The organism is Ramlibacter sp. (genome assembly GCF_035548915.1).
In the GTDB taxonomy this organism is placed as follows: domain Bacteria; phylum Pseudomonadota; class Gammaproteobacteria; order Burkholderiales; family Burkholderiaceae_C; genus Ramlibacter.
In genome coordinates this window covers 198,753-224,535 of sequence record NZ_DASZSE010000050.1, presented here as the reverse complement: position 1 = coordinate 224,535, position 25,783 = coordinate 198,753, and the positions used below count along the sequence as shown (strand labels likewise).

The following is a 25,783-nucleotide window of genomic DNA, read 5'->3' as shown; positions in this document are numbered from 1 at the left end:
GGTGTCGTGCTCCGGTTCAGGCGAACGCCGCCCAGACGGGTGTTTTGACGGCCGTGTCGGCCGCGGGCGCGGCTTGCGCCGCGAAATGATCGAGGTGCCACTGGCGTGCCACTTCCGCCAGCGCAGCGAGGTCGTCGTTGAACGCCTCGATGCCGCCTCGCCCGACGTCGCGGCGTGCATAAAGCGCGAGGCGCTGTGTCGCAGCGTCGATGCAGCACGTCGCGCCGTGCTCTCGGCCCAGGGCGACATTGCGCGAGAGCGCCCGGCGCAGCAGCGCGGCTTCGTCATCACCGCGGGGCAACTCACCGAGGTCGCACCAGACGAACAGGCAGGCATCGCTGTCGACGGGGTCGTAGCCGATGGTGAAGGCCGCGCCATCGACCTGAACCTCGAAGGCGATGGCCGTGTCGGGATCGAAAGTGAACGAAGGGGCTTCGCGCCCCGCCGCCAGGTAGTACGCGCGGACGAACTCCTCGAACCGGCGGCGGGATTCCCCCGAGAGCATGATTTCCATGCAGCCTGTGTAACCGAGGGGCGGCTCACGTTCCAGGCGACTGCGCTCCCCATACGGACGTCGGTGCGCGCGGCCCCGATGCCGGACCTTCGAGCGGCAGGATGAACTTCGCGAACTTCTCGGCTTCCGTCTGCAATGCCGCAGGAAAGGTCGAATCCAGCGGCACTGCCCGTGTCCGTCCGTGCCCGAACAGGTCGCGGCCTTCGGCCATGCACTTGCGGATGAATTCCACGCTCGCGATCTCCGGCGTGTTGAATTCCTGATGCGAGAACGCCGCGAGTTTCTCGACGATCTGCTCGGGCGTCATCAGGTAGGAGAAGTGCCAGCCTGCATCGGCGATCGACTGCGTCCGCAGCTTGTCCCACGCGCGGCGCACCGACCGCAGCGGCCCGTCCGTGCGGTAGTCGCGCAGGCGCCGCATCGAGCCGTACCAATCCCTGAAGTGCCGCACGGTCGTGACGCGCGCGCGACGCCACAGGTTGGGGCGGCCCTCGGCATCGACGGACTCGTTGTTGAACGCATAGAAGAAGAAGCGCTGCTCCAGAATCGCGCTGAGATACCGGCGCGGCTCGTAGGCCAGGAGATGGCGCGGGTGGGCAATCTCGTCCACATCCGACAGCAGGAGCCAGTCGTTGTCGTGGATGCCTCCCGCGATCTCGGGAGGTGGTGAATCGAGAAAACGCGCGAGGGCATTGCGCTGCCGGTTCTCGTTTTCCCACGCGGACGCGGGCTGCGCGTCCAGGTCTCGCACGGGGAGGTAGATCACCGGCGGCGCATCCGGTGGCAGGCGCGCGGGATCGAACTGCAGGGCCTTGGGTTTGCCGGTGAACGTGCGATCGGCTTCGGCGATCACCATGCGATCGACCACGCCCGCGAGCACGCGCGAGCGCAGCCACAGGAGATCGTGCTCGCCGTTGAACGTGAAGCAGTCGAAGATGCGCGGGCCGCCGCTTCTCATGCGCGGCCTTCGAGAATCGCGAGGGCTTGCGCGAGCACCGTCTCGGGCTGGATCTGCAGCAGGCAGTCGCTGCGGCTTGCATGATGGTCCTCGCAGCCCGCCCGGCTGCACGGCACGCAAGGCAGCGACGCCTGGATCAGGGTCACATTGCCGGTGGCCTGCAAGCCCGCGCTGCGCGCGAAGCGGATCGGCGCCGCTTCAGTCGCGGGCCACGGTCCCCAGCGTTGCGGATTGGTCGGCCCGAACACCGCGAGGGTCGGCGTGCCCACGGCCGCGGCCAGGTGCGATACCGACGTGTCGGGCCCGATGTAGAGCGCGGCCCGCCCGAGCAGGCCCGCGAGCTGATTGAAGTCGAGTTGTCCCGACGCATCGAGCAGCGCGGGCGCTTGCGCCACATCCCGCACTTGCGCGATGCCGGCCTGATCGCGCGCACCCGCCGTGCCGGTCAGCACCACCTGCCATCCGCGTTCGACGAGCCCCGCGGCGACCGCGCGAAACTTGAGCGGGTCCCACTGCTTGTAGGTCCACATCGAAGGCACGTGCAGCACGACGATGCGGCCTTCGCGCAGTTGCGATTCGAGCTCGTGCGGCCTTGGCGCGGGCGCGGGCGGGACGACGCGGGCGGCGAGATCGCCGGTCCAGGGTTCGAGCAACCGGAGCTTCTCGCGCACGACGTGCACTTCGGACTCGTCGCCGCCACTCGCGACGGCGTGCGCGAGGAGCGCCCGCTTCCACCAGGTGCTGCCATGTCCTTCGCGCACGATCCCGCTGCGCTTGCGCGCCGCGACCCATGCGATCAGATGCGCGCGGTCGCTCGTTTCCGCGATCAGCGCGAGGTCGTAGCGGCGCCAGAGCCTGCGGGCCCATGCGAATGCGCCGCGCAAGCCCCAGCGCGCGGGCGTGGCGATGACTTCGTTCACGTCGGGGTTGCGCGCGAGCATGCCGAGCGTGCCTTCGAATCCGAGCACGTCGATGCGCGCCGCCGGCCACAGTTCGCGCGCGCGGCGCAGAAGCGGCGTGGTGAGCAGCACGTCGCCGATCTGCCGCGTCACCACGATCACGACCGAGCCGGGAGCGCCTCCCGTCACTTGACCAGCGCCTCGCCGTCGTGCAGCGCCCTGAGGCTCGCGTAGAGGCCGCCCAGGCGCGTGAGCTCGCCGTGCGAGCCAAGCTCGGCCACGCGGCCGTCCTTCAGCACGGCGATGCGGTCCGCATGCTCGATGGTCGAGAGCCGGTGCGCGATGATGAGCGTCGTGCGCCCGGCCATGAGGCGGCGCAGCGCCTGCTGCACGGCACGCTCGGATTCCTGGTCGAGCGCCGAGGTCGCCTCGTCGAGGATCAGGATCGGGGCGTCCTTGTAGAGGGCCCGCGCGATCGCGAGGCGCTGGCGCTGGCCGCCCGAGAGCGCGGCCGCGTTGTGCCCGAGGTGCGTGTCGATGCCTCGCGGCAACTGCTCGACGAGGTCGGAGAGGTTGGCCGCCGCGAGCACATCCCGCACGCGCGCGCGATCGAAGGTGTCGCCGAGCGCGACGTTCGCGGCGAGCGACTGGTTGAACATCACGACGTTCTGGCTCACCATCGCGAACTGCCGCCGGAGCGCCGCCAGATCCCATTCGCGAATGTCGCGGCCGTCGAGCAGGACGCTGCCCGAAGTCGGCTCGACGAAACGCGGCAGCAGATTGGCGAGCGTCGTCTTGCCCGAGCCGGAAGGCCCGACCAGCGCCAGCGTTTCGCCGGAATGCATCTCGATCGTCACACGGTCGAGCGCGGGCACCGAAGCACCGGGGTACGTCACCGTCGCGTTGCGGAATTCGACTCGGCCTTCCGCGCGGGCTGTCGCCCACGTCCCGCCGGTTTCCTGCGGGCACGATTCGGCGAGGTCGAACGAACGTTCCAGCACCGTGATCGACTTCGTGATCGGGCCCGTGGATTCCGACAGGCGCTTGATCGGCGCGATCAGCATCATCATGGCCGTGACGAACGACGCGAAGCCGCCCACGGTGAGCCCGTCGGCGCTTTGCGTGAGCGCCACGCAGATGACGATGGAAAGCGCGGCCGCGGCGATCATGTGGCTGAGCGGCGTGATGGCGGCGCCCGCGACCGTCCACTTCATCGCGAGCTGCCGCAGCATGTTGTTCAGGCGTTCGAAGCGTTCCCCCTGCGCGCCCTGCGCGCCATGCAGCCGCACCTCGCGCGCGGCGAGCACGTTTTCCTCGACGGTGTAGGCGAGCTCGATGGTCGCGCTCTGGCTGCTGCGCGTGAGCCGCTGCAGCCGCGCCGACACCACGCGCATGAGCCAGCCCACGAGCGGCGCCATCAGCGCGACGACGAGCGTGAGCGCCCAGTTGAGATAGAGGAGGTAGCCCACGAGCGCAACGAGCGCGAGCCCGTCCTTCGCGAGGCCGCTCACCGAGTTGGTGAGCATGGCCACCGCGTTCTGCACCTCGTGCACGATCGTGTTGGCGAGCGAACTCGCGGATTCGCGCGTGAAGAGATCCATGCGGGCGGCGAGCAGCCGCGCGAAGAGCGCCTCGCGCAGCGCATACATGCCCGAATTCGCGATCTTCGCGAGCGCGAGGTCGGCGACGAACCCGGCCGCACCGCGCACGCCGAAGATGAGAAGGAGCGCGGCGGGCACGAGCCACGGGCTGAAGCCGCGCCCGGTGAAGCCCTTGTCCAGCAGCGGCTTGAGCAGCGCGGGCACGAGCGGCTCGGTCGCGGCGACGACGACGGTGGAGGCGAAGACGACGGCCCACATCCAGCGCACGTGATGGATGTAGACCTCGAACCTCCGCAGCGCCGCGACGAGCCCGCGGCGAGGCGTCGTCTCGACGCCTGGCGAAGCGGCACCGGGCGTGCGCCGAGGTGCTTTCGGCTCGGGAGCGGGGAGCGGATTCGGCAGGGCACCCGCCGCGAAGAGCGCGACCAGCACGGCGAAGAGCGAGGCGGAATACGAGAGATTCAGCACTTCTTGCGTAAGGCCGCTCGTGGCATAGCCGATCACGACGATGAGGCCGAGATAGCCGTTGCGCGCGCGCGTCGCGTTGCCGCTTGCCACCGCCTTCGCGAAGAGCGCGGCCGGCGCGAGCAGCAGGAGGATGCGCGAGGCCAGGCCGACCACGCCCATGCGCATCATGCTCTGCAGGTATTCGTTGTGCCCGCCCGCGGTCGTCCAGTAGTAGCCGAAGAGGTCCGTGTACATCGCGCGGATCTCGGGGATGGCGAGCACGTCGGGCTCCGTGCCGTAGCCCCAGCCGAACCACGGCTTCTGCAGGAAAAGCAGCAGGTTGGTCCGAAAGAGCGAGAGCCGGATGCCCACCGACGTGTCCGCGTTGCCGTGGTGGATGTACAGGACGATTTCCTGGATCGCCTCGTCGACGCGCGAATGGATCGTCGGGATCGCGGCGTAGGCGAGCGCGAGCAGCGCGAAGCAGCCGGCGAGCGTGAGAGCGAAGCGCCCGGGCCGACCGCTCGCGGCGCGATACGCGTACAGCACCGCGATCGCCGGCAGGATCAGCCAGCCGCTGCGCGACTCCGTGCGCACCGCGATGGCGAGCGCGAGCACCGCGCCGCCCGCGAGCAGCAGGCGGTGCCATCTCGAGCCGGCATCGCGGATGAGGAAGACGCAGATGCAGCCGAAAATGACCGCATGCTCCGACAGCGAGATGGGGTCCATGAAGACGGTCGCGGCCCGGCCGTCCCAGTAGAAACGCTCGGCATCGGGCGCGAAAAGCCAGAGCGCGCATGCGGCGAGCGCGAAGGGAAAGACCCATCGGGACGGCCGGCTGAAGTCGATGCGCTCGCGCATGAGGGCGAGCAGGCAGGCACCCGCAAGGAGAAGCCGCACCGGCGCCTCGAAGCGGCGTCCCACGAGTTCGGCGTGCGCGATCTCCACGATCGCCACGCCCGCGATCGGAGCGGCGAGGCCCGCGAACATCCAGCGAACGGGGGCCTGCCGGAGCAGGCGCGCGACCTCGCCGCGAACGGACGGCCGCAGCACGAGGCAGAGGCACGCGATCTCGAACAGCACGAGCGCCGCGCTCAGCCAGCGCGGCAGGATGAAGTAGCCGCCCAGCGCGATCGCCGGCAGCGCCGCGAGCAGGAAGGATGTGGGGTCTTCGGTCCCGAACGGGAGCCTGCGAGTCTGCATCTGCAGTCCGAGGAAAGAGGACGACGAAGGACGAAGCACGGTCGAGAACGGTTCGCTCGAGCGTTTCCGAGCCTCGCATGATAGCAAAGCACGCCGGCGCGCCCCGCTAGAATCCGCGACCATCACACATGGACCCCGCCGAGTACGCGATCACCTTTGCCTGCTACGGACAGCTCGAATACACGCGGCTGTGCGTGCAGAGCATGGTGCGCCACGGCACGCCGCTCGAGCGGCTGGTGGTGGTGGACAACGGCTCGAAGGACGCAACGCGCGCCTACCTCGATACGCTGCCGCTCGGCGGGCGCATCTACAACTCGGACAACCTGGGCTGCGGCGTCGCGTGGAACCAGGGCGCGCTCGCGCTGCAGGCCGAGTGGACGATCGTGATGAACAACGACGTGCTCGTGAGCGCGGGCTGGATCGAAGGACTGATCGGCGCGGCGCGCGAGCACGGCGTGCGCGTGATCTCGCCTTCGCTCGTGGAAGGGCCGCTCGACTACGACTTCGATGCATTCGCCGCCCGCGCGAGCCACGACATGCGCGACGCGCTGCGGCTGGGCTGGTGCCACGCGGTGTGCCTGGCCGTGCACAAGTCGGTGTGGCTCGAAATCGGCTACTTCCAGCCGGTGCCCGCGCTGCTCGGCTACGAGGACACGATGTTCTTCCACGAGATGGACAAGGCGGGCATCCGCGGCGCCACCACCGGTGCTTCGTGGCTGCATCACTTCGGCTCGATGACGCAGTCCGCCATGAAGCAGGAGCGTGGCCTCGCCCAGAAAGACGGCCTGGGCCACCGCTACAACTACCGCCTGCTCGGCAAGTCATGGCTGCGGCGCAAGTGGGACAAGCTGCAAAGGACGCGCGAGCTCGACGCCTGGCGCGACGCCGAACTCGCGCGCTACGGCATGACGATGCGCGGGCAGGCGCAGCCCGGCGGCGCGATCACCTGGACATGAACGCCCAGGCGTGCGCGATCATGGTCTGCAGCTGCGGGTAGCGCGGCGTCCAGCCGAGCTCGTCGCGGGCGCGCGAAGCATCGGCGACCAGCGCGGGCGGGTCGCCTTCGCGCGCGGGCTCGTCGGCGACTTCGATGGCCCGCCCCGTCACGCGGCGGGCGGCGTCGATCACTTCCGTCACCGAATGGCCGCGCCCCGTGCCGAGGTTGTAGACGGCGCTCGCCCCGCCCGAGCGCAGCCGCTCGAGCGCGAGCAGATGCGCCGCGCACAGGTCTTGCACGTGGATGAAATCGCGCACGCACGAGCCGTCCGGCGTGCCGTGCGAAAGGCCGAAGCGCGCCACGTGCGGCACGCGGCCGGCGGCGGCTTGCAGCACGCGCGGGATCAGGTGCGTTTCGGGTTCGTGCCGCTCGCCGAGCATACCGAGCGGATGCGCGCCGGCCGCGTTGAAGTAGCGCAGCGATATCGAACGCAGGCCGTGCGCGCGGCCGAAGTCGTCGAGAAGATGCTCGACCGCGAGCTTCGAATGCCCGTACGGATTGATCGGCCGGCAGGGATGATCCTCGGGGATCGGCACCCGTTCGGGCTCGCCGTACACGGCGGCCGTGGAGGAAAACACGAGCTGGCGCACGCCCGCGGCGCGCATCGCCTCCAGCAGGACGAGGGTGCAGAACACGTTGTTGCGCCAATAGGCCGCCGGCTCGCGCAGCGACTGCGCGACGAGACTCGAGCCCGCGAAGTGCATCACGCAGTCGGGCCGGTGGCGCTCGAGCACCGAAGCGATGAATCGCGCGTCGCCGATGTCGCCCCGCTCGAGCGGGGCGGCCGCGACGGCATCGGCGTGGCCGCTCGAGAGGTTGTCGACGACCACCACGCGCCGCCCGTGTTCGGCGAGCATCGCCACCATGTGCGACCCGATGTAGCCGGCCCCGCCGCAAACGAGGACGGGTGGATCGGCATAATCGCGGGTCATGTCGGGATTATCCAGCGTATCCGGACGACCGCCCGGGCACGCGCCCGTGAGCGTGATCGTCATCACGCACAACGAAGAGGCCAATCTGCCGCATTGCCTCGCGTCCGTGCCGTTCGCGCGCGAGCTGATCGTGGTGGACAGCGGCAGCACGGACCGCACGCTCGAAATCGCGCGGCACTTCGGCGCGCACGTCGAGCACGCGCGCGACTGGCGCGGCTACGGCCTGCAGAAGACCCGCGCGCTCGCCCTCGCGCGGGAGAACTGGGTGCTCTCGCTCGACGCGGACGAGCGCGTCACGCCCGAGCTGCAGGCCGAAATCCTGCGCGTGGTCACGGCTTCGCGGCCCGCGGCCGACGCGTGGGACATGCCGCGCCGCTCGAGCTTTTGCGGACAGTTCATGAACCATTCGGGCTGGTCGCCCGACCGCGTGCTGCGCCTTTTCCGGCGCGGCACGGCGCGGTTTTCGGACGATGTGCTGCACGAGCGCGTCATCCCGGACGGATGGGTGAGGCACTTCGAGCACCCGCTCCTGCACTACTCCTACCCCGACCTCGAGACGGTGCTCGAGAAGATGAACCGCTACTCCACGGCCGGCGCCGTGCGTCTCGCGAGCGAAGGCCGCAGCGCCTCGCTCGCATCGGCTATGCTTCATGCCGCATGGACATTCGTGCGAATGTATATAGTGCGGCGCGGCTTCCTCGACGGCAAGCTCGGGTTCGTGCTCGCCCTCTCGAGCGCGGAAGGGACGTTCTATCGCTACCTGAAGCTGTGGCTGGACTTGCGCGGCATACGCGCGATGCCCGCCGTAACATCCGGACGCACTCCGGCTTCGAACTCGACCGAGGAATGTGGGACTAAGCAGCGATGAACGATAGCCCCCGCGCCAAGGAGCAACCTTCGCAACCGGGCCGCCGCGCGGCGGTCGCATCGCTGGCATCGCTCGCGGCGCTGGCCGCGTTGCCGGCGCTCGCGCAGTTTCGCGTCGAAGTGACGGGCGTGGGCCTCACGCAGCTGCCCATCGCGCTCGTGCCGCTGCGAGGCGAGGCGCAGTCGCCTCAGAAGATCGCCTCCATCGTGCAGGCCGACCTCGAGCGAAGCGGGCAGTTCCGCACGATCGACGGCTCCGCGGCCGCGCTGGACGAAACGAGCCGCCCCGACGTGAGCCCCTGGCGGCAAAAGGGCGCCGATTCGCTCGCCGTGGGCAGCATCACGCGGCTGGCGGACGGCCGCTACGACGTGCGCTTTCGGCTCTGGGACGTCGTGCGCGGGCAGGACCTGGGCGGCCAGAGCTATGCGGTCGCGCAGGACGACCTGCGCCTCGCGGCGCACCGCATCGCCGACTTCATCTACGAGAAGCTCACCGGCGACAAGGGCATCTTCTCCACGCGCATCGCCTACGTCACCAAGACCGGCAACCGCTACAACCTCTGGGTCGCCGACGCCGACGGCGAGAACGCGCAGTCCGCGCTGGCGTCGCCCGAGCCCATCATCTCGCCCGCGTGGTCGGCCAACGGGCAGCAGCTTGCCTACGTCTCGTTCGAATCGCGCAAGCCCGTCGTGTACGTGCACAGCGTCGCTTCGGGGCAGCGCCGCCTCATCGCGAACTTCCGGGGCTCCAACAGCGCGCCCGCGTGGTCGCCCGACGGGCGCACGCTGGCCGTTACGCTCACGCGCGACGGCGGCTCGCAGCTCTACACGATCGATGCGAACGGGGGCGAGCCGAGGCGCCTCACGCAGTCGGGCGGCATCGACACCGAGCCCATCTATTCGTCCGACGGCCGCTCGATCTATTTCGTGAGCGACCGCGGCGGGGCGCCGCAGATTTATCGCATGCCCGCTTCGGGCGGCGAGCCCGAGCGCGTGACCTTTACGGGGAGTTACAACATTTCCCCGGCGTTGAGCGCCGACGGCAGGTGGCTCGCCTACATTTCGCGAATCAACGGCGCCTTCAAGCTTCAGGTGATGGAGCTCGCGAGCGGCAATGTGCAATCGGTGACCGACACGACCGCGGACGAGAGCCCGAGCTTCGCCCCGAATGGCCGGCTGATTGTCTATTCGACGCGCGTGGGCGGCCGCGAAGCGCTCATGACGACCACCCTCGACGGCAAGATCAAGGCGCACCTCGCCGGCAAGGGCGGGGACATCCGCGAGCCCGACTGGGGCCCGTTCCAGCGATGACCCGGTTCGCACGGGGATTCGGATTCCATGCAATGCACTCAGGAGGTCATGCAATGAGAGATCGTGCTTTTGCGGCGGTGCTGCTCGCGGCACTGCTGGCCGGCTGTTCGAGCGTGCCGCTCGACGACGTGCCGGTCGAGGACAAGAAGCCTGTCGCCACCACGGGCGCGCCCGTCGCGCCGCCCGCGCAAAGCCAGGTGACGCCGGTACAGGCCGACATCACCTCGGCGAGCCAGCAGGGGCCGCAGAACGTGGCGCGCATCGTGTACTTCGATTTCGACAGCTACTCGATCAAGCCGGAATACCAGTCGCTGATCGACGCGCATGCGCGATTCCTGAAGCAGGACCCGAGGCGCCACGTCGTGATCGAAGGTCACACCGACGAGCGCGGAGGCAGCGAATACAACCTCGCGCTCGGCCAGCGCCGCTCGGAGGCGGTGCGCAAGTCGCTGAATCTTCTGGGCGTGGCCGACTCGCAGATGGAGGCGGTGAGCTTCGGCAAGGAGAAGCCGGCCGTCGAGGGGAGCAATGAAGAAGCGTGGGCGAAGAACCGGCGCGCCGAGATCGCATACCGGCGATGAAGAGCATTGCGCGTTCCATGCTGGCCGCCGCGTTCGCGGTGTCCGCCCTCGTGTCGCTGCCCGCGCGCGCCGCCCTGTTCGAGGACGACGAAGCGCGTCGCGCCATTCTCGACCTGCGCGGCAAGGTGGAGGCGAACCGGCAGGCGAACGCGGACGAGATCCAGCGCCTGTCCGACGAGAACGCGCAGCTTCGGCGCAGCATCCTCGAGCTGCAAAACCAGATCGACATGACGCGCACGGACATGGCACGGCTGCGCGGCGAGAACGAGACGCTCATGCGCGGCATTTCCGACATGCAGCGCGCGCAGAAGGATATTTCGGCGAGCGTCGATGAGCGGCTGCGCAAGTTCGAGCCCGTGAAGGTGACGGTCGACGGCCGCGAATTCACGGCCGATCCGGCGGAGCAGCGCGACTTCGAAGCGGCGCTCGCCACCTTCCGCAAGGGCGACTTCCCTGGCGCGCAAGCGGCTTTCGCGGACTTCATCAAGCGCTATCCGCAGTCGGGCTACAGGCCCGCGGCGCTCTTCTGGCTGGGGAACGCGCAGTACGCGAATCGCGACTACAAGGGTGCGATCGCGAACTTCCGAGCGCTGCTCGCGCAGGCGCCGGACCATGCGCGCGCGCCGGAGGCGGTGCTATCGATCGCCAACTGCCAGATCGAGTTGAAGGACAATGCGGGGGCGCGTCGCACGCTCGACGAGCTTGTGAAGGCCTACCCGCAGTCGGAAGCCGCGCAAGCGGCGAAGGAGCGGCTCGCGCGCTTGCGCTGAGCCGATGACACACCTCGACGAATCCGCGGTCGACCTGCAGCGCCGCTTCGGTGGCCTGGAGCGCCTGTACGGCATGGATGGCGCAGCCGCGATCCGTGCGGCGCATGTGGCGGTGGTGGGCATCGGCGGTGTCGGCTCGTGGGCCGCGGAGGCGCTTGCACGAAGCGGCATCGGCGCGCTCACGTTGATCGATCTGGATCACATCGCCGAATCCAACATCAACAGGCAGGTGCATGCGCTCGATGGCACGCTGGGCCAGGCGAAGGTGTTCGCGATGAAGAGCCGCATCGCGCAGATTCATCCGGTGTGCCGCGTGGAGACGGTCGAGGATTTCGTCGAACCGGACAACTGGCCGGCGTTGGTTCCGGATGGCGTGGATGTCGTGATCGATGCCTGTGACGAGGTGCGGGCGAAGGTCGCGATGGCGGCTTGGGCCTTGAATGGCAAGTATCTTTTCATCGCCTGCGGGGCGGCGGGCGGCAAGCGGTTTGCGCACAAGGTGGATGTGGACGACCTTGCGAACACGACGCACGACCCGTTGCTCGCGCAGGTGCGCTACCGGTTGCGCAAGATTCATTCGGCGCCGAGGGAAGGCAAGCGGATCGGCGTGCCGTGTGTCTTCAGCCGCGAGCCCGTGGCGCCGCCGGACCCTTCGTGCAACCTCGAAGGCGATGGGACGCTGAACTGCCATGGGTATGGGAGCGTGGTGAGCGTGACCGCGACGTTCGGGCAGTGTGCGGCGGGGTGGGTGCTGGACCGGATCGCGAGCGGGCGAGGGCGGCGGCCGCCCCGAGGCACAAAGCTATAATTCAAGGCTTTGCCGCGTGCAACGCGCGGTGGAGAAGGCGGGACGTTAGCTCAGTTGGTAGAGCAGCGGACTTTTAATCCGTTGGTCGCAGGTTCGAATCCTGCACGTCCTACCACACAGGCCGATGTCCCCACGGGGCATCTCAGATCCCCAGGTAGCGCTGCTGAAGGGCAGGATCGCTCCGAAGTCTTTCGGTGTCACCGGTCCACGCGACGCGGCCCTTTTCCAGCACCACGAGGCGGTCCGCCACGCTGGCGAGTTCCTGCAGGTTCTTGTCCACGACCACGATCGCCATGCCGCTGCGCTTGAGCGCGCGGAGAGCGGACCAGATCTCCTGGCGCACCAGCGGGGCAAGGCCCTCGGTCGCCTCGTCCAGCAGAACGAGCCGGGGGCAGGTCATCAGCGCGCGTGCAATCGCGAGCATCTGCTGTTCGCCTCCGGACAACTGGGTGCCCAGGTGGCCCTCACGCTCCTGCAGGCGCGGGAAGAGTTCGTGGATTCGCTGCACCGTCCAGCGCGGCGTCGACGTCGCCCGGCGCGATTCCGCCATCAGAAGGTGTTCCCGCACAGTGAGGTTTCGAAACACCTGCCGGCCTTCCGGCACGATCGCCACGCCCGCGCGCGCAATACGAAAAGCAGGCTGGCGCTGCATCGGCACGTTCGCGATCCGCACGGTGCCACGGCTCGGTCGCGTCAGACCCATGATGGAGCGCAGCGTGGTGGTCTTGCCCATGCCGTTGCGACCCATCAGACCGACGACCTCGCCCTCGCCGCCGCTGAAGCCCACGCCGAAGAGCACCTGGCTGCGGCCGTAGAATGTTTCAAGGTCCTCGACCTGCAGCAGCGGCTCCATGGTCATCCCAGGTACGCGCGGCGCACTTCCGGGTGCGCGCGAATCTCGGCCGGCGTTCCGGTGACGATGCGCTCGCCGTACACCAGCACGGTAATCCGGTCGGCCAGGGTGAAGACCGCATCCATGTCATGCTCCACCAAAAGCATGGGGACGCTGCCCTTCAATGCGAGCAGCATCCGGGTCAAGCGCGCCGAGTCCTCGATGCCCATTCCGGCCATGGGTTCGTCGAGCAGCAGGACCTGCGGTGTGCCGGCCAAGGCGATCGCGATCTCGAGCTGCCGGTGCTGCCCGTGGCTCAGGTCCGAGGCCGGCCGGGCCGCCTCGGCGGCGAGCCCCACGCGTTCCAGCAGCGCGTGGGCCGCGCCGGTAAGGCCCTCGTCGGCCAGCGCGTTCTTCCAGAAGCGGAACGAATGGCCTTCCTTGGCCTGCACCGCGAACATGGCGTTTTCGAGGACGCTGAGCTCGTGGAACACCGAGGTGATCTGGAACGAGCGGGCCAGGCCCAATTGGGCCCGGCGATGTGGCGGCAGCCGCGTGATGTCCTTGCCGCGGAAGAGGATCCGGCCCTCGTCACTGCTGATCTCGCCGGTGAGCTGCCCGAGCAAGGTCGTCTTGCCGGCGCCGTTGGGGCCCACCAGCGCATGCACTTCCGCCGGCAGCACGTCCAGGTCCACCTTGCTGGTCACCACCAGCCCGCCATAGCGCTTGACCAGCCCGCGCGCGCTCAGGACTGCGGTGGCCGGGTTGCCGAGCCGCGTGCCATCGGCGGGCGAGCCGGCATCGGGAGCCCGTCGCCGGCCCGCTGCGGCACTGACCATGGCGCGATGCATCGCGATGTCCTGCATCACACCGCACCCCGCACCCGGCGCAACAGGCGGCCGAGATCCCCCAGGCCGTTGCGCGCATACATGACGATCACCACCAGCACCAGTCCCATCAAGGCCTGCCAATGGTTGGTGAGGTGGGCCAGGCCTTCCTCGAGCAGCAGGAAGGCCGCCGCTCCCACCAGCGGCCCGACCACGCTCGACATGCCGCCGAGAAGCACCATCAGCAGCAGCTCCGCGGAGCGGCTCCAGTGCATGTACGCCGGGCTGACGAATTGCGAGAGGTTGGCAAGGAGCGCGCCGGAGATCGAAGAGAGCGTGCCCGCCAGCACGAAGGCGGCGAGCCGGTAGCGGTAAGCGTGCACGCCGATGGACCGGGCGCGCGCCTCGTTGCTCTTGATGCCGCGCAAGGCGATGCCAAAGCGCGACTGCACGACGCGCCGCACGATCCAGGCGGTCAGCACGAGCCATGCGAGCACGAACAGATAGAGGGCCTCCGGCGTGTTCAGCGGCACGAGGGCGCCGAAATCGCTGCGGCCCCTGAACGAAAAGCCGTCGTCGCCGCCGTACTGCTTCAGCCCGGAGCCGACGAAGAACAGCAGTTGCGCGGAGGCCAGCGTCAACATGATGAAGGACAGCCCCCCGGTGCGCAGGCAGATGGCACCGATCACGACAGAGGCTGCTGCGCCCACGGCGATGGCGGCCGCGAAATGCAGATAGCCGTTGGAAATGCCGTGCAACATCAGCAGGCCGACGGTATAAGCGCCGATGCCCATGAATGCCGCATGGCCCAGGCTGGTCATGCCGCCGAAACCCAGCACGAGGTTCAGGCTGAGGGCTGCCATGCCGAAGATCATCACCCGCGTCGCGAAGCTGACATAGAAGCCGGCATCGAGGGCATGCGCCACGGGCGGCAACGCCAGCAGGATGATGGCAACCCACGGAAGGGGATCGCGCAGCCTTTGCATCAACGAGTCTTCGCGGCGAACAGCCCTTCGGGCTTGACCAGCAGGATGACCATCATCAGGAGGTAGATCAGCATGGAGCCGGTGGCAGGCCCGAGCGCATCCGCGACCGGGCGCGACAGGAATGCGGCGAAGAACTGGGGCAGGAAGCTGCGGCCGAGGGAGTCGACCACGCCCACGATCAAGGCCGCGATGAAGGATCCGCGGATGGAGCCGATGCCCCCGATCACGATGACCACCAGCGCGAGGATGAGGATCGAATCGCCCATCCCCGACTCGACGGAGAACAGCGGTCCGGTCATTGCGCCCGCGAAGGCCGCGAGCATCCCGCCCACGGCCACGACGCCGCGGAACAACCATCGGATATCGACGCCCACCGCCTCCACCATCTCGGGTTTGTCGGCACCCGCACGGATGAACATGCCGACGCGGGTGTACCGGATGACGACGTAGAGGCCCACGGCCACCACGACGCCGGCTGCGATGATCACCAGTCGGTACACCGGATACAGCATTCCGACGCCCAGCGTGATGCTTCCCGCGAGGAAGGGCGGCACCGTGACATACAGCCCAGCGGTACCCCACAGGATGCGGACCGCCTCGTTGAAGAACATGATGAGCCCGAAGGTCACCAGCACCTGGTCCAGGTGGTGCCGCTGGTAGAACTTGCGCAGCACGATGTACTCGACGAGCGCCGCGGTGACGAAGACGGCCGGCAGCGCCAGCAGGGCTCCCAGCACGAAGGAGCCGGACCAGTTGGTCAGCGCCACCGCGAAATAGGCGCCGATCATGTACAGCGACGCGTGGGCCAGGTTCATGAAGTTCATGATTCCGAGCACCAACGTCAGCCCCGCGGTGAACAGGAACAGGGTCACGCCGAACTGCAGCCCGTTCAGCAACTGGATAAGGACGAGGGCCGGCGTGATGACCACGTCTGCGTTCCCGCCTTATTTCATGGCGCAGTCGCCGACGTACGCGTCGACGTCGTCCTTCACGATCAGGCCGCGATTTGCCTCGATCAGCTTGCCGTCCGCCATGCGGATGACTTCGGTGGCGTAGAAGTTCTGCACCGGGAAGTGGTTCTTGCCGTAATGGAACGGCCCGCGGATCGAGTCGAACCTGAGCGCCTGTATTGCCGCGACGAGCGCGTCCTTGTCCTCGACCTTCCCCTTCACGGCCGCGATGGCCGCATCCATGATCCTGGCGGATTCATAGGCCTGCGCGGAGATGTTGGACGGCACGTAGCCGTACTCCTTGCGGAAGGCTTCGACGAAACGCTTGCTGGCCGGGTTGTCCATGTCCGGCGTCCAGAAGCCGGCCGAGCGTGAGCCGAGAGCGGCGTCACCGATGGTTTCCAGGTAAGGTCCGTAGACGGTGAAGGTGGAGTACAGCGGGATGGTGGCTTTCAGCCCCGACGCCGCGTACTGCTTCACGAAGTTGATTGCGGGAGAGCCGGCGATGAAGGCGAACACGGCGTCCGGCTTGCTGGCGGCGATCTGCGCGATCTCCGCGGAGAAGTCCGGCTGCGTGAGCGGCGGAAAGATTTCCTGCACGACCTGTCCCTTGAAGGTCCGCTTGAAGCCGGCGACGCTGTCCTGGCCCGCCTGGTAATTCGAGGCCATGATGAACACCTTCTTGGCGCCTGTCTTGGCTACATAGGCGCCGACCGCGCTGGCTGCCTGATCGGTCTGCCACGCGGACGAGAAGAAGTAGGGACTGCATTGCTTGCCCGCCAACTGCGAGGGGCCGGCGTTGGCGCTGATCACGATGGTCTTGGCCTCGGTGAGCGGGTTGATCATGGGCAGCAGCACATTCGAAAAGAGGAACCCCGTGGCGAAATCCGCCTGCTCCTGCTTCACGATGCGATCGGCGATCTGGCGCGCAACGTCCGGCTTGAACTGGTCGTCGTAGAGCTTCACTTCGGCCGGAAGGCCGCCGAGTTTCCCGCCGAGTTCCTTGATGGCGAGCATGTACCCATCCTGCTGGTGCTTGCCCAAGAGTGCCTGCGGCCCGGACAAGGTCGACACAAAGGCGACCTTCACCTTGTCGGCGGCGTGTGCGGTGGCTGCAAGCACGACGCTCGCCGTGACGAATGCTAGCGTGGCGGCAAGTTGGCGATTCATGGGTTTGTCTCTCTCTGGTGAATGAGGCTGGTTTGCGGATGCTCAGGTGGCAGCTTCAGCGAGTGCCGTGTGCTTGACCATCGGGGGTACCCCGACGGTCGTGGAATGTTCGAGGTGCAGCACTTCGCCGGGATGCACGCGAGGGAAGATGTGGTGCGCTGCCGCCGCGATCTCCGCGAAGCCGGTCAGGATCAGTTTCAGCTTGCCCGGGTAGGAGCTGATGTCGCCCGCCGCGTAAACGCCGGGCCGGTTGGTCTCGCTGGTGCCCGGATGGGTCCGGATCTGCTGGTGCTCCAACGCCAGGTTCCAGCCGGCGATAGGGCCGAGCTCGGTGGCAATGCCGAACAGCGCCAGCAGCACGTCGGCTTTCAACAGGCGCTCTTCGCCGGCTTCGGTGCGCACCGTGATGCCGTGCAGGTTGTGGCCGTCTCCCTCCAGCGCGTGCAGCTGGTAAGGCGCAACCAGTTCGAGTCGCCCCTCGCGTTCGGCCGTGTGCAGCGCCTCCACCGAGGCCGGTGCCGCGCGGAACTTCAAGCGCCTGTGCACCAGCATCACGTGCTCGGCGATGCCCGCGAGTGCCAGGGCCCAGTCGACAGCCGAGTCGCCGCCGCCGGCCACCACGACGCGCCGCCCGCGCAGTTCCTCCAAGCGGTTGACGCGGTACAGCACGTGTCGGCCTTCGTACCTGTCGATTCCCGCCAAGGGTGGTTTGTTCGGACCCAGGGTCCCGCCGCCGCCGGCGACGATCACCGCTTTCGCGACGAGGCACGCGCCGTCCGAAAGGACGACCGCGAAGGTGCCGTCGTCCAGGCTGCGCAACTCGGTGACTGTCCGACCCAGGTGGTACACCGGGCCGAAGGGCGCCGCCTGCTGTGTGAGCCGTTCGATCAGTTCACCCGCATCGACGCGCGGGAAGCCGGGGATGTCGTAGATCGGCTTTTCGGGATACAGCGCGGTGCACTGTCCCCCGATGGCGTCGAGCGTGTCCACCACGTGGCATTTCATCTTCAGCATGCCGCACTCGAACACGCCGAAGAGCCCGACCGGACCTGCACCGACGATGACGACGTCTGTGGCGTGGACGTTCGGCATCGGGCGATCAGGCCTTCGCAGACTCGGCTGCGGCCTCTTCGGTGCGCACCTTGGCCGCGACGTACTCCCGCAGCTTGTTCTTCATGACCTTGCCGCCCGCGGACTTGGGCAACTCGGTCAGCAATTCCAGCCGCTCGGGCATCTGCCAGGTGGGCATCTGCTGCGTGCGCAGGAATTCGAGCAGCGACGGCAACGAGATGGCGGTGCCCGAGCGCGGCACCACGAAAGCGCATGCGCGTTCACCGAGCACCTTGTCGGGATAAGCAGCGACGGCCACTTCGAGCACGCGCGGATCGCGGCCCACCATTTCCTCGATCAGGCGCGGGCTGATGTTGCGGCCGCCACGGATGATCATGTCCTTCACGCGCCCGACGATGCGCAACCGGCCGCTTTCGTCGAAGCTGCCGAGGTCACCCGTGCGATAGAAACGGTCCGAAGTGAATGCCATCGCCGTCGCCTCGGGGTCGTTCAGGTATCCATAGGACTTGTCGGCGCATCGCCACTGGATTTCGCCCGTGACATCGGGTCCGGCGGGGAGGGGTTCGCCGACCTCGTTCATGAGGCGGATCTCGCATTCATCCTGCGGCCGACCCACGGTCGTGAGCCTCTGCTCCTGCGTATCCTCTTCGATGGAGGTGCAGCTCGCGACGCCTCCGTCCGTCGCGCCGTAGATCACGAAGATCTTGCAGCCCATCTTCTCCTCCACTTCACGACCGACGTCGGGGGAGAGCGGGGCGCCCGCATTGGTGAAGCAGCGGAATGCGGCGAAGTCGCCGGGCGAGCGGGCGGAAATCGCCGGCAGCATCTGCGTGAGTTGCGCGGGGACGCCGGTGGCGTACGTGCACCGGTTCCTGATGATCAGATCGACCGCCAGTTCGGGGTCTCCCCAGCGCTCCAGGATGACCGTGGTCGCTCCGTTCAAGAGGGGGCTCAGGATCGGATAGACGTAACCGATGGCCCCCGTCCCCGCCGGCGCCAAAGCAGCGGCGACGTCGTCGGGCCGGATCTGGATTCGTTTCCAGAACGGTTGCAGCAGGGCCATCAGGCCGTTGCTCGAAAACACGCTGACCTTCGGCATGGAAGTCGTGCCGGAGGAGAGCATCAGGTCGCCAGGTGCATCCGGATCGACCGGCCCCAGCGCCCGGACGGCTTCTTCGCTGCCACGCTCGAGCAGGGCGTCGAAGGAGTCCGCATGCGGGCTGGGTTCGCCGAGCGCCCATACCTGCTGGAGTTGGGGCAGCTTCGGCCTGAGCGTTGCGTAGAGGGCAGGGTAGTCCACGTCCTTCAGCCGCGAGGGCATGATCGCAGCCACGGCCTTGCCGAGCGAAAGCAAGTGCGGCAGTTCTGCGTCCAGCCACGATTCGTGGATCGGCATCGCCAGCGCGCCGATGCGATTGAGCGCCAGGTGGGCGATGGGAATCTCCGCGGAATTCGGCATCTGAACGGCGACGACATCCCCTTGCCGGATACCGGCGTCGAGCAGGCCGCGCGACAATGCGCGCACACGCTCCAGCAGCTGCGAATAGGTCAGCACCCTGTCGGCTTCGATGACCGCATTCTTGTCGCCGTACCGCAGCGCAATGCGCTCGAAGCGCTCATAGACGGTTTCGTCGGGCCAGGCGCCGGAGCGCCGATACCGGTCAGCCTCCTGCGCCGTGGTCAACGGAAGGTCGCGAGATGCGCGCATGGTTTGTCTCCTGAGTTGCGCTGGCTTCTGCGGCGCCTGGCGCTCACTGAAAGCGGCGATTGGCGTTGTCGTCGGGCACCTTGATGCCGATCTTTTCCAGAAGCGGGCGGGTGTCCTTGATGTACTGCTCGCGAAGTTCCGCGTTGCCCTTCTTCTGGATGCCCCACTTCAGGTACACCTCGCTCGACTTCGAGCCGGATCTGCCGAACATGTCAAGCGCCGCGGGCCACCACTTGTGGATCAGCTCATTGGCTTCGGCCAGCCCTTCCGGAGTCTTGCAGTGCTTGACCAGGTTCTTGTAGCCGAGGTTGCAATGGAACAGCTCCTCGCTGTGCAATTGCGGCGCCACGGCGCGCATCGGCTCGTAGGGAACATCGCCCCAGTTCTCGCCGACATAGGTTCCGACGCGGTCTGTGAGCGCCTGGAAGTAGCACAGGTCGCACCACGTGTCGATGGGCAGGTTGAAGGCGTACTGGTACTTGTCCACCGGAACGTCCACCTGGTTCACGCCGAAGTCCTTCAGGATGCGCCACGTGATCACGCCGTGGCCGACCTCCTGCATCATGAGCAGCGCGAGCTGGTCCTTGGTTTCTTCGTCGGGACACAGGGTCATGCACCGGTCCCAGAGGTAGCTGAGCAGCTTGGTGAAGTGCGGGTTGGTCGAGTTCTCGATGTGCTTTGTCAGCACCTTCACGATTGCATTGCTCAATTCCTCGGGCATGTCCGGATCGCCCCTTTTGTAGATGCGGCCCATTTGGCGTTCGACGGTGGCTTCCATGATTTCTCTCCATTGATTGACGGGTGGCGGCGCATGCGCCGGGCTTATGTCTCGGTCCAGTCGGCGGGGCGCTTCTCGAGGAAAGCCCGCACTCCTTCGCGGTGGTCTTCGGTCTTCTTCAATACGCTTTGACCAAGACGCTCGAGACGGCGACCGGTTTCCAGATCGACTTCCGCACAGGTGTTCAGCACGAGCTTGGCCATCCCGAGCGCGAGGGGCGCCTTGGCTGCCAGCACCTGGGCCATGACCAGAGCTTCCTCGAGTGCGCCGCCTGCCTCGACCAGGCGCGTGACCAGGCCGAGTTCGTTGGCGCGCTGCGCATTCATCACGCCCTCGAGCATCAGGATTTGCTTCGCGCGAGCCAGCCCGACGAGCCGTACCAGCCGCGAACAGCCGCCGGATCCAGGGATCAGTCCGACATTGGTTTCGGGCAAGCCGAAGCGGGCCTTCGCGCCAGCCACGCGGAAGTCACAGCTGAGGCAAAGTTCCATGCCGCCGCCGGCCGCCACGCCCTCGACGGCGGCGATCACCGGCAGCTCCAGCGCCTCGAGTGAGTCGAAGACATCGTGGAACTGGCGTGCGATGCTGCGGAAGCGCTTCGTGGAAATGTCGGCGAGGTTGTCCATCCCGCGAACGTCCTCGCCCGCGGAAAACGACTTCTCGTTGCCGCAGATGATCGCGACGCGGGTGTCGGAATTGGCCAGGTCCTGCACGGCCTGGGCCATTTCGGCCCGCATCGGCCCGTGCCAGGAATTCATCGTGTCCGGCCGGTGCAGCATCAGCACGCGCACGTGAGGCGCGGGCTCCATCACCTTGACGAACTCGCCCGTTGCCGAGGACAGCATTTCGTCGCGAGTCATGGTCATGGCTGCCTCCCCTCGGCGGTGGCGTAGCTGCCGGCCAGCGCCTCGCCGTCGCCTGCCCGCAGCGAGAGCTTGCCGTCTGCGGTCGCCTGCAGTTGCAGCGCCGCTCCGGGCAGCACGGGAGCCTTCAGGCGCACCGCGAGCGAACTGATGCCCGCGGCACCGTAGGCGGCCACCAGGGCGTCGAGCGTCACGAGGTAGGTGAGGGGGCCTTGGGCGATGACGCCGGGCAGGCCGGCCGCTCGCGCGAACTGATCGTCGTAATGGATCGGGTTGAAGTCGAGTACGGCGCCCGCGAAGCGAACGAGATGCTCGCTGGTGAGCGCGGGCAGCGAGATGTTCAATTCCTTCATGCCGCAGCCCCCTTGGCCTTGGCCGCGCGTTCAATGAACGTGGTGCGCTGGATCTGGATCGGCTGCCCGTCCGGCGTACTGAAGCTCGTTTCGAAAACGCCGATTTCCATGCCGTTCTTTTCCTGGTAGTCGACCATCTTCATTTCGGCCTGCACACTTTCGCCCGCTTCGAAGGGCCGGATCCAGCGCGTCTCGTGCCCGCCGAGCAGGGCCCGTTCCAGGTCGAGGCCGATCGCGTCCACGAAGTTGCGGTAGCCGACCACGGTGGGTCCGAAGAACAGGCCCAGGCGCGCTGTGTCGCGAGCGCTGGGGGTGTTGCCGAGGGCGCTCGCAAGTTCGTCCAGCTTGACTTGGTGCGCCACCAGGGAAGCCCTCAGGAGGGTGGCGCCGACGCGATCGCTTTTCATACTGCCCCTTTTAGATACTGACCGTACGGTATGCTAAGCCTTGATGTCGATCAATATATCGGGGTTATCCCCAGTATTGCGGACGCCCTGCCATCGCTTTCGGGATGTACAATACTGACCAGTTAGTATGTTAGTGACGCGACCCTGCATGCCCAAAGTGACATTTGTTCAGATGGACGGCGCCGAGCACGCCGTCAAGGTCGCTGCGGGCACCACCGTCCTGGAGGCAGCCAAGGCCAATGACTTGCCCATGGTCGGGACGTGTGGGGGTTCGATGGTTTGCGCCACTTGCCACGTGAAGATCTGCGCTGCGGATCGCGCGAGGCTTCCCCCTCCAACCGAAGACGAGGAAGACACCCTGGACCTCGCGTTCGGCGTCACCGCCGATTCACGGCTGGGCTGCCAGATCGAGCTGACGGATGCGCTCGAAGGCATTCGAATTCAGCTCACGTCCACCATGTAGCCATGAAGCGCCCCTTCCCCGAGGACGCACAATCCGGCGCCATGACCGACAGCACACCCAGGATTCAGGAGCGGCCGCCGACCAAGCGGGGGCAAAGGGAAGCGAGCATCGACCGTATCCTCGAATCGGCGCTCGACCTGATGGTCGTACGGGGGTGCAACGCCACCACCGTGGACGACATCGCCAAGCGTGCCGGCCTGACAAAGGGCGCGATCTACTTCCACTTCGAGAACAAGACCGCCGTGGTGCTGGCTCTGCTGGACATCGTGGAGAAGCTTCTCATCGGCGGCCTCACGGACCGCCTGGCCGGCGCCGGCCCCACCAACAAGGACAAGCTCGTCGCAACGCTCCACAACCAGGGGATCCTGGCCGGCAGCAAGACGAAGTACCTCATGATGTTCACGCTGACGCTGCTGGAGTTCAGCGGCACCGGCACCGAGATCGAGACGCGCGTGCGCGCGATCTACGAGTCGTTCGTGCGATCCGTGGAAAAGATCGTCCGCGCCGGCTGCACCGCAGGGGAATTCCGCAGCGACCTCGACGCGCGTGAGCTCGCCGCGGTGGTCCTCGCGCTGCAACATGGAACTCTCGTGGAGTGGTATTGCCGCTCCGATACCCTGAACGGGCAAGGCCTGGTGCGCTCCGCGCGAGTCGTCCTGCTCGACGGCCTGATGCACGGCCTGGCCCCTCCACCCAAAGACTCGTGACCGAATCCAGCGTGAGCAGCCGAATGGCTGAACGGGTCCGACCGGGCGGCGCAAGCCGACCGCGGCGGATGTGCCTGTGCGCGATCGGTGCTTGGTGAACTGACTGGCATGGTGGAATTCTTCTTCGATTGCGGCAGCCCGTGGACGTGGCTCGGCTTCCACAACATGCAAAAACTCGCGGCCGAACTGGACGTGCGGGTGAACTACCGGCCCGTGCTGCTGGGCGCCATCTTCAACGCTGTGAACCCTGCCGTCCTCGAATTCCGTGAACACGGGTCGCTTCCCAAGAAGCGGTACATCGAAAAGGACCTCCAGGATTGGGCGAGGCAGGCAGGACTCACGGTCCACTTCCCGAACAGGGTGTTCCCGCTGAACAGCGTGAGGCTGATGCGCGCCTGCGTGGTGATGCAGGAGCAGGGCCGCATGATCGAATTCGCCAATGCCGCATTCCGCACCTATTGGGCAGACCAGGTCGACCTGGGAACGCTCGAGGGCCTGAGAGAGCTTTGCGCGCGCGTAGGCATCGATGCCGCCCCGCTGCTGGCCGCGATCGAGAGGCCCGAAGTGAAGTCCAGACTGCGCGCCAACACCGACGAGCTCATGGAGCGGGGCGGTTTCGGCACCCCCACCATCTTCGTCGGCGGCGACGACATGTATTTCGGCAACGACCGGCTGGGATTGGTGCGCGAGGCACTTCTGCAGCGCCGGGCCAGCCCCCTCACCCAGGAGCCTTGATGTTCGAGTTTTCCCCACGTGCCAAGGAGCTGCAGCTGCGCGTCGGCGAGTTCATGGAGGAGCATGTCTACCCCAATGAGCGTCGCTACTATGAAGAAGCGGAAAGACTGGGCCCGTGGGCGGTCTATCCGGTCGTGGAGGAACTCAAGCCGAAGGCTCGTGCGGCCGGGCTGTGGAACCTGTTTCTTCCGCAGTCCGAACAGGGCGCCGGCCTCACCAACTTCGAGTACGCGCCGCTGTGCGAGATCATGGGCCGGTCCCACCTGGCGCCCGAGGTGTTCAACTGCTCCGCGCCCGACACGGGCAACATGGAAGTGCTGGCCCGCTACGGCAGCAAGGCGCACCAGGAGCGTTGGCTGAAGCCTCTGCTGGCAGGCGAGATTCGCTCGTGTTTCGCGATGACGGAGCCGCAAGTTGCTTCGAGCGACGCCACCAACATCGCGTCGCTGATCGTGCGCGACGGCGACGAATACGTGATCAATGGCCACAAGTGGTACACGACCAACGCGACCGATCCGCGTTGCAAGATCTGCATCTTCATGGGGAAGACGGACCCCGACAACCCGGACCGCCACCGCCAGCAATCGATGATCCTGGTGCCGATGGACGCGCCGGGCGTGCGGGTGATCCGCCCGATCGCGGTGTTCGGTTTCTATGGCGTGCCGGACCGCGCCTCCGAGGTGGTCTTCGAGAACGTGCGGGTCCCCGCGTCGAACATGTTGCTGGGCGAGGGTCGCGGCTTCGAGATCGCGCAGGGCAGGCTGGGGCCGGGTCGCATCCACCATTGCATGCGCCTTGTCGGCCTGGCCGAGCGGGCTTTGCAGACGATGTGCGAGCGCGGCCTGTCGCGCGTCGCCTTCGGCGCACCCATCATCAAGCATGGCGTCTGGTCCGAGCGCATCGCCGAGTCCCGCATCCTCATCGACCAGGCCCGCCTGCTGACGCTGCAGGCGGCCTGCATGATGGACACGGTGGGCAACAAGGAAGCAAAGACCCAGATAGCGATGATCAAGGTCGCCGCGCCCGCCATGGCCTGCAAGGTGATCGATTGGGCGATCCAGGCATACGGCGGGGGCGGGACGAACAATGACGTGGGGCTCGCGAGCGCTTATGCCACCGCGCGCCTGCTGCGGCTCGCGGACGGGCCCGACGAAGTCCATCGCAACCAGATCGCGCGGCTGGAGTTGGGCAAGTACGAGAAGCGAACATCGCGCGTTGCGCATTCCAGCCATGAACACACCTGAATTCACTCCCTACGGGTGGCCCGAGCCCTCGCCGCTGTACCTGCAGCCCACGTTCTTCCTCGATCACGACAGCGCTTCGGTCGCCGCATTCGCGGTGCGGGCCATCGGGGACGCCTCCGACGCGCGCGAGCGCGCGATTCGTCTGTTTTACGCGGTGCGTGACCAGGTTCGCTACGACCCGTACGGGATCCGCCTGGATCGGGCGTCGTTCCGCGCAAGCACGGTGCTGCAAGACATGCGCAGCTACTGCATCCCGAAGGCGGTACTGCTGGCCTCGGCTGCCCGCCACGTGGGCATCCCGGCGGCGATCGCGCTTTCGGACGTGGTCAATCATTTCAATTCACCGCGCATGCGGCAGGCCATGGGTGGACGCGAAGTGTTCCTGCACCATGGCTGGGCCGCTCTCTTCATCGAAGGGCGATGGGTGAAGGCCGCGCCCGCATTCAACGCGGAACTCTGTGCGCGCATGAAGGTGCCTCCCACCGAGTTCGACGGCCGCAATGATGCGGTTCTGCAGCAGTTCAACCAGGAGGGCTCGCGGCACATGAGCTACCTGCGAGACCACGGGGTCTGGTCCGACCTGCCGCATGCGCGCATCACGGAAGACTTCCTCGGCTACTACCCCCCGACGATGTGGCAGGCACACCCGCAGGGGGCTTCGTTCGAGGCCGAGGCCACCGCGAGCTGAGGTGACACGGCGCACGCGCCTCGGCATTCGCCTAGGGTTTCCGCGAATGCCGGGGGATTGCGGTCCAGACAAAATCGATAAAAATTAGACACTATCGTCAATTTTATCGATTT

27 protein-coding genes, 1 tRNA gene and 1 pseudogene are annotated in these 25,783 nt (G+C 66.9%); 12 read left to right on the top strand and 17 right to left on the bottom strand.

Annotated features, from left to right (window positions below; all coding sequences use genetic code 11):
- Positions 1-16: 16 nt before the first annotated feature.
- The 5 genes and pseudogenes from VHA82_RS22415 to VHA82_RS22395 form a co-directional block, all read right to left on the bottom strand.
- A complete protein-coding gene (locus VHA82_RS22415; RefSeq protein WP_325547387.1) occupies positions 17-514 on the bottom strand; it encodes a CesT family type III secretion system chaperone in 498 nt (165 codons plus the stop codon).
- 25 nt (positions 515-539) lie between these two features.
- Complete coding sequence (locus VHA82_RS22410; protein WP_325547386.1) at positions 540-1,472, bottom strand: hypothetical protein; 933 nt, start codon at positions 1,470-1,472, stop codon at positions 540-542.
- Positions 1,469-2,560, bottom strand: coding sequence for a glycosyltransferase family 9 protein (locus VHA82_RS22405; RefSeq protein ID WP_325547385.1), 1,092 nt, complete (start codon positions 2,558-2,560; stop codon positions 1,469-1,471). Before VHA82_RS22405 ends, VHA82_RS22410 begins: the two co-directional genes overlap by 4 nt.
- Positions 2,557-4,374, bottom strand: a complete 1,818-nt coding sequence (gene msbA / locus VHA82_RS22400; RefSeq protein WP_414708685.1) for a lipid A export permease/ATP-binding protein MsbA — start codon at positions 4,372-4,374, stop codon at positions 2,557-2,559. The genes VHA82_RS22405 and msbA overlap by 4 nt, the downstream gene beginning before the upstream one ends.
- A 216-nt stretch (positions 4,375-4,590) precedes the next feature.
- Positions 4,591-5,148: pseudogene (locus VHA82_RS22395) on the bottom strand (O-antigen ligase family protein); the annotation flags it as partial.
- A 602-nt stretch (positions 5,149-5,750) separates the two neighbouring features.
- Here VHA82_RS22395 and VHA82_RS22390 point away from each other — a divergent pair.
- On the top strand, positions 5,751-6,578 hold the full coding sequence (locus tag VHA82_RS22390; RefSeq protein ID WP_325547384.1) for a glycosyltransferase family 2 protein: 828 nt from the start codon (positions 5,751-5,753) through the stop codon (positions 6,576-6,578).
- On the opposite strand, the gene galE is transcribed toward VHA82_RS22390, so the two are convergent.
- Positions 6,565-7,551, bottom strand: a complete 987-nt coding sequence (gene galE / locus VHA82_RS22385; protein WP_325547383.1) for a UDP-glucose 4-epimerase GalE — start codon at positions 7,549-7,551, stop codon at positions 6,565-6,567. The genes VHA82_RS22390 and galE overlap by 14 nt on opposite strands.
- Here galE and VHA82_RS22380 point away from each other — a divergent pair.
- The 6 genes from VHA82_RS22380 to VHA82_RS22355 all read left to right on the top strand — a co-directional run bounded on the left by VHA82_RS22380 (position 7,550) and on the right by VHA82_RS22355 (position 12,003).
- Positions 7,550-8,419: a glycosyltransferase family 2 protein gene (locus VHA82_RS22380; RefSeq protein WP_325547382.1), complete on the top strand. Its 870-nt coding sequence runs from the start codon at positions 7,550-7,552 to the stop codon at positions 8,417-8,419. The genes galE and VHA82_RS22380 overlap by 2 nt on opposite strands.
- Entirely contained in the window at positions 8,416-9,729 is a 1,314-nt protein-coding gene (tolB, locus tag VHA82_RS22375; protein WP_325547381.1) for a Tol-Pal system beta propeller repeat protein TolB, read from the top strand. Before VHA82_RS22380 ends, tolB begins: the two co-directional genes overlap by 4 nt.
- 53 nt (positions 9,730-9,782) lie before the next feature.
- Positions 9,783-10,310: a peptidoglycan-associated lipoprotein Pal gene (gene pal / locus VHA82_RS22370; protein ID WP_325547380.1), complete on the top strand. Its 528-nt coding sequence runs from the start codon at positions 9,783-9,785 to the stop codon at positions 10,308-10,310.
- A complete protein-coding gene (ybgF, locus tag VHA82_RS22365; protein ID WP_325547379.1) occupies positions 10,307-11,080 on the top strand; it encodes a tol-pal system protein YbgF in 774 nt (257 codons plus the stop codon). The genes pal and ybgF overlap by 4 nt, the downstream gene beginning before the upstream one ends.
- Before the next feature lie 4 nt (positions 11,081-11,084).
- Complete coding sequence (locus VHA82_RS22360) at positions 11,085-11,888, top strand: tRNA threonylcarbamoyladenosine dehydratase (protein WP_325547378.1); 804 nt, start codon at positions 11,085-11,087, stop codon at positions 11,886-11,888.
- A gap of 39 nt (positions 11,889-11,927) precedes the next feature.
- Positions 11,928-12,003 (top strand) — tRNA-Lys (locus tag VHA82_RS22355).
- Positions 12,004-12,030: 27 nt separating this feature from the next.
- On the opposite strand, the gene VHA82_RS22350 is transcribed toward VHA82_RS22355, so the two are convergent.
- Genes VHA82_RS22350 through VHA82_RS22300 form a run of 11 tightly spaced genes read right to left on the bottom strand, consistent with a single transcriptional unit; the run spans position 12,031 to position 21,833 of the window.
- Positions 12,031-12,741, bottom strand: a complete 711-nt coding sequence (locus tag VHA82_RS22350; RefSeq protein WP_325547377.1) for an ABC transporter ATP-binding protein — start codon at positions 12,739-12,741, stop codon at positions 12,031-12,033.
- A 2-nt stretch (positions 12,742-12,743) separates the two neighbouring features.
- Entirely contained in the window at positions 12,744-13,586 is an 843-nt protein-coding gene (locus VHA82_RS22345) for an ABC transporter ATP-binding protein (protein ID WP_325547376.1), read from the bottom strand.
- Complete coding sequence (locus VHA82_RS22340; RefSeq protein ID WP_325547375.1) at positions 13,586-14,533, bottom strand: branched-chain amino acid ABC transporter permease; 948 nt, start codon at positions 14,531-14,533, stop codon at positions 13,586-13,588. The genes VHA82_RS22345 and VHA82_RS22340 overlap by 1 nt, the downstream gene beginning before the upstream one ends.
- Positions 14,533-15,456, bottom strand: a complete 924-nt coding sequence (locus VHA82_RS22335; protein WP_325547408.1) for a branched-chain amino acid ABC transporter permease — start codon at positions 15,454-15,456, stop codon at positions 14,533-14,535. Before VHA82_RS22335 ends, VHA82_RS22340 begins: the two co-directional genes overlap by 1 nt.
- 21 nt (positions 15,457-15,477) lie before the next feature.
- Positions 15,478-16,653, bottom strand: a complete 1,176-nt coding sequence (locus VHA82_RS22330) for an ABC transporter substrate-binding protein (protein ID WP_325547374.1) — start codon at positions 16,651-16,653, stop codon at positions 15,478-15,480.
- A 42-nt stretch (positions 16,654-16,695) separates the two neighbouring features.
- Positions 16,696-17,745 carry an NAD(P)/FAD-dependent oxidoreductase gene (locus VHA82_RS22325; protein ID WP_325547373.1) on the bottom strand — a complete coding sequence of 350 codons (1,050 nt, stop codon included), beginning with the start codon at positions 17,743-17,745 and terminating at the stop codon, positions 16,696-16,698.
- 7 nt (positions 17,746-17,752) lie between these two features.
- Positions 17,753-19,432 (bottom strand): class I adenylate-forming enzyme family protein, encoded by a 1,680-nt coding sequence (locus tag VHA82_RS22320; RefSeq protein ID WP_325547372.1) that lies wholly within the window; start codon positions 19,430-19,432, stop codon positions 17,753-17,755.
- A 43-nt stretch (positions 19,433-19,475) separates the two neighbouring features.
- Positions 19,476-20,210 (bottom strand): Phenylacetic acid catabolic protein, encoded by a 735-nt coding sequence (locus VHA82_RS22315; RefSeq protein WP_325547371.1) that lies wholly within the window; start codon positions 20,208-20,210, stop codon positions 19,476-19,478.
- Between the two features lie 44 nt (positions 20,211-20,254).
- On the bottom strand, positions 20,255-21,076 hold the full coding sequence (locus VHA82_RS22310; protein ID WP_325547370.1) for an enoyl-CoA hydratase/isomerase family protein: 822 nt from the start codon (positions 21,074-21,076) through the stop codon (positions 20,255-20,257).
- Positions 21,073-21,426, bottom strand: a complete 354-nt coding sequence (locus VHA82_RS22305) for a MaoC/PaaZ C-terminal domain-containing protein (RefSeq protein ID WP_325547369.1) — start codon at positions 21,424-21,426, stop codon at positions 21,073-21,075. Before VHA82_RS22305 ends, VHA82_RS22310 begins: the two co-directional genes overlap by 4 nt.
- Positions 21,423-21,833 (bottom strand): FAS1-like dehydratase domain-containing protein, encoded by a 411-nt coding sequence (locus VHA82_RS22300; protein ID WP_325547368.1) that lies wholly within the window; start codon positions 21,831-21,833, stop codon positions 21,423-21,425. Before VHA82_RS22300 ends, VHA82_RS22305 begins: the two co-directional genes overlap by 4 nt.
- A gap of 148 nt (positions 21,834-21,981) precedes the next feature.
- Here VHA82_RS22300 and VHA82_RS22295 point away from each other — a divergent pair, with 148 nt between their 5' ends.
- The 5 genes from VHA82_RS22295 (at position 21,982) to VHA82_RS22275 (ending at position 25,670) form a co-directional block, all read left to right on the top strand.
- A complete protein-coding gene (locus VHA82_RS22295) occupies positions 21,982-22,296 on the top strand; it encodes a 2Fe-2S iron-sulfur cluster-binding protein (RefSeq protein WP_325547367.1) in 315 nt (104 codons plus the stop codon).
- Between the two features lie 41 nt (positions 22,297-22,337).
- Positions 22,338-23,003, top strand: a complete 666-nt coding sequence (locus VHA82_RS22290) for a TetR/AcrR family transcriptional regulator (protein ID WP_325547366.1) — start codon at positions 22,338-22,340, stop codon at positions 23,001-23,003.
- Between the two features lie 108 nt (positions 23,004-23,111).
- Positions 23,112-23,738 (top strand): 2-hydroxychromene-2-carboxylate isomerase, encoded by a 627-nt coding sequence (locus VHA82_RS22285; protein WP_325547365.1) that lies wholly within the window; start codon positions 23,112-23,114, stop codon positions 23,736-23,738.
- Entirely contained in the window at positions 23,735-24,982 is a 1,248-nt protein-coding gene (locus VHA82_RS22280; RefSeq protein WP_325547364.1) for an acyl-CoA dehydrogenase family protein, read from the top strand. Before VHA82_RS22285 ends, VHA82_RS22280 begins: the two co-directional genes overlap by 4 nt.
- On the top strand, positions 24,969-25,670 hold the full coding sequence (locus tag VHA82_RS22275) for a transglutaminase family protein (protein WP_325547363.1): 702 nt from the start codon (positions 24,969-24,971) through the stop codon (positions 25,668-25,670). Before VHA82_RS22280 ends, VHA82_RS22275 begins: the two co-directional genes overlap by 14 nt.
- Positions 25,671-25,783: the final 113 nt, after the last annotated feature.

What these genes read in the sequence shown, in the direction of transcription:
- VHA82_RS22415 (WP_325547387.1), bottom strand. Translation starts at nt 514, where the DNA reads ATGGAAATCATGCTCTCGGGGGAATCCCGCCGCCGGTTCGAGGAGTTC.
- VHA82_RS22410 (WP_325547386.1), bottom strand. Translation starts at nt 1,472, where the DNA reads ATGAGAAGCGGCGGCCCGCGCATCTTCGACTGCTTCACGTTCAACGGC.
- VHA82_RS22390 (WP_325547384.1), top strand. Translation starts at nt 5,751, where the DNA reads ATGGACCCCGCCGAGTACGCGATCACCTTTGCCTGCTACGGACAGCTC.
- VHA82_RS22380 (WP_325547382.1), top strand. Translation starts at nt 7,550, where the DNA reads ATGTCGGGATTATCCAGCGTATCCGGACGACCGCCCGGGCACGCGCCC.
- galE (WP_325547383.1), bottom strand. Translation starts at nt 7,551, where the DNA reads ATGACCCGCGATTATGCCGATCCACCCGTCCTCGTTTGCGGCGGGGCC.
- tolB (WP_325547381.1), top strand. Translation starts at nt 8,416, where the DNA reads ATGAACGATAGCCCCCGCGCCAAGGAGCAACCTTCGCAACCGGGCCGC.
- pal (WP_325547380.1), top strand. Translation starts at nt 9,783, where the DNA reads ATGAGAGATCGTGCTTTTGCGGCGGTGCTGCTCGCGGCACTGCTGGCC.
- ybgF (WP_325547379.1), top strand. Translation starts at nt 10,307, where the DNA reads ATGAAGAGCATTGCGCGTTCCATGCTGGCCGCCGCGTTCGCGGTGTCC.
- VHA82_RS22360 (WP_325547378.1), top strand. Translation starts at nt 11,085, where the DNA reads ATGACACACCTCGACGAATCCGCGGTCGACCTGCAGCGCCGCTTCGGT.
- VHA82_RS22350 (WP_325547377.1), bottom strand. Translation starts at nt 12,741, where the DNA reads ATGGAGCCGCTGCTGCAGGTCGAGGACCTTGAAACATTCTACGGCCGC.
- VHA82_RS22345 (WP_325547376.1), bottom strand. Translation starts at nt 13,586, where the DNA reads ATGCAGGACATCGCGATGCATCGCGCCATGGTCAGTGCCGCAGCGGGC.
- VHA82_RS22340 (WP_325547375.1), bottom strand. Translation starts at nt 14,533, where the DNA reads ATGCAAAGGCTGCGCGATCCCCTTCCGTGGGTTGCCATCATCCTGCTG.
- VHA82_RS22330 (WP_325547374.1), bottom strand. Translation starts at nt 16,653, where the DNA reads ATGAATCGCCAACTTGCCGCCACGCTAGCATTCGTCACGGCGAGCGTC.
- VHA82_RS22325 (WP_325547373.1), bottom strand. Translation starts at nt 17,745, where the DNA reads ATGCCGAACGTCCACGCCACAGACGTCGTCATCGTCGGTGCAGGTCCG.
- VHA82_RS22320 (WP_325547372.1), bottom strand. Translation starts at nt 19,432, where the DNA reads ATGCGCGCATCTCGCGACCTTCCGTTGACCACGGCGCAGGAGGCTGAC.
- VHA82_RS22315 (WP_325547371.1), bottom strand. Translation starts at nt 20,210, where the DNA reads ATGGAAGCCACCGTCGAACGCCAAATGGGCCGCATCTACAAAAGGGGC.
- VHA82_RS22310 (WP_325547370.1), bottom strand. Translation starts at nt 21,076, where the DNA reads ATGACCATGACTCGCGACGAAATGCTGTCCTCGGCAACGGGCGAGTTC.
- VHA82_RS22305 (WP_325547369.1), bottom strand. Translation starts at nt 21,426, where the DNA reads ATGAAGGAATTGAACATCTCGCTGCCCGCGCTCACCAGCGAGCATCTC.
- VHA82_RS22300 (WP_325547368.1), bottom strand. Translation starts at nt 21,833, where the DNA reads ATGAAAAGCGATCGCGTCGGCGCCACCCTCCTGAGGGCTTCCCTGGTG.
- VHA82_RS22295 (WP_325547367.1), top strand. Translation starts at nt 21,982, where the DNA reads ATGCCCAAAGTGACATTTGTTCAGATGGACGGCGCCGAGCACGCCGTC.
- VHA82_RS22290 (WP_325547366.1), top strand. Translation starts at nt 22,338, where the DNA reads ATGACCGACAGCACACCCAGGATTCAGGAGCGGCCGCCGACCAAGCGG.
- VHA82_RS22285 (WP_325547365.1), top strand. Translation starts at nt 23,112, where the DNA reads ATGGTGGAATTCTTCTTCGATTGCGGCAGCCCGTGGACGTGGCTCGGC.
- VHA82_RS22275 (WP_325547363.1), top strand. Translation starts at nt 24,969, where the DNA reads ATGAACACACCTGAATTCACTCCCTACGGGTGGCCCGAGCCCTCGCCG.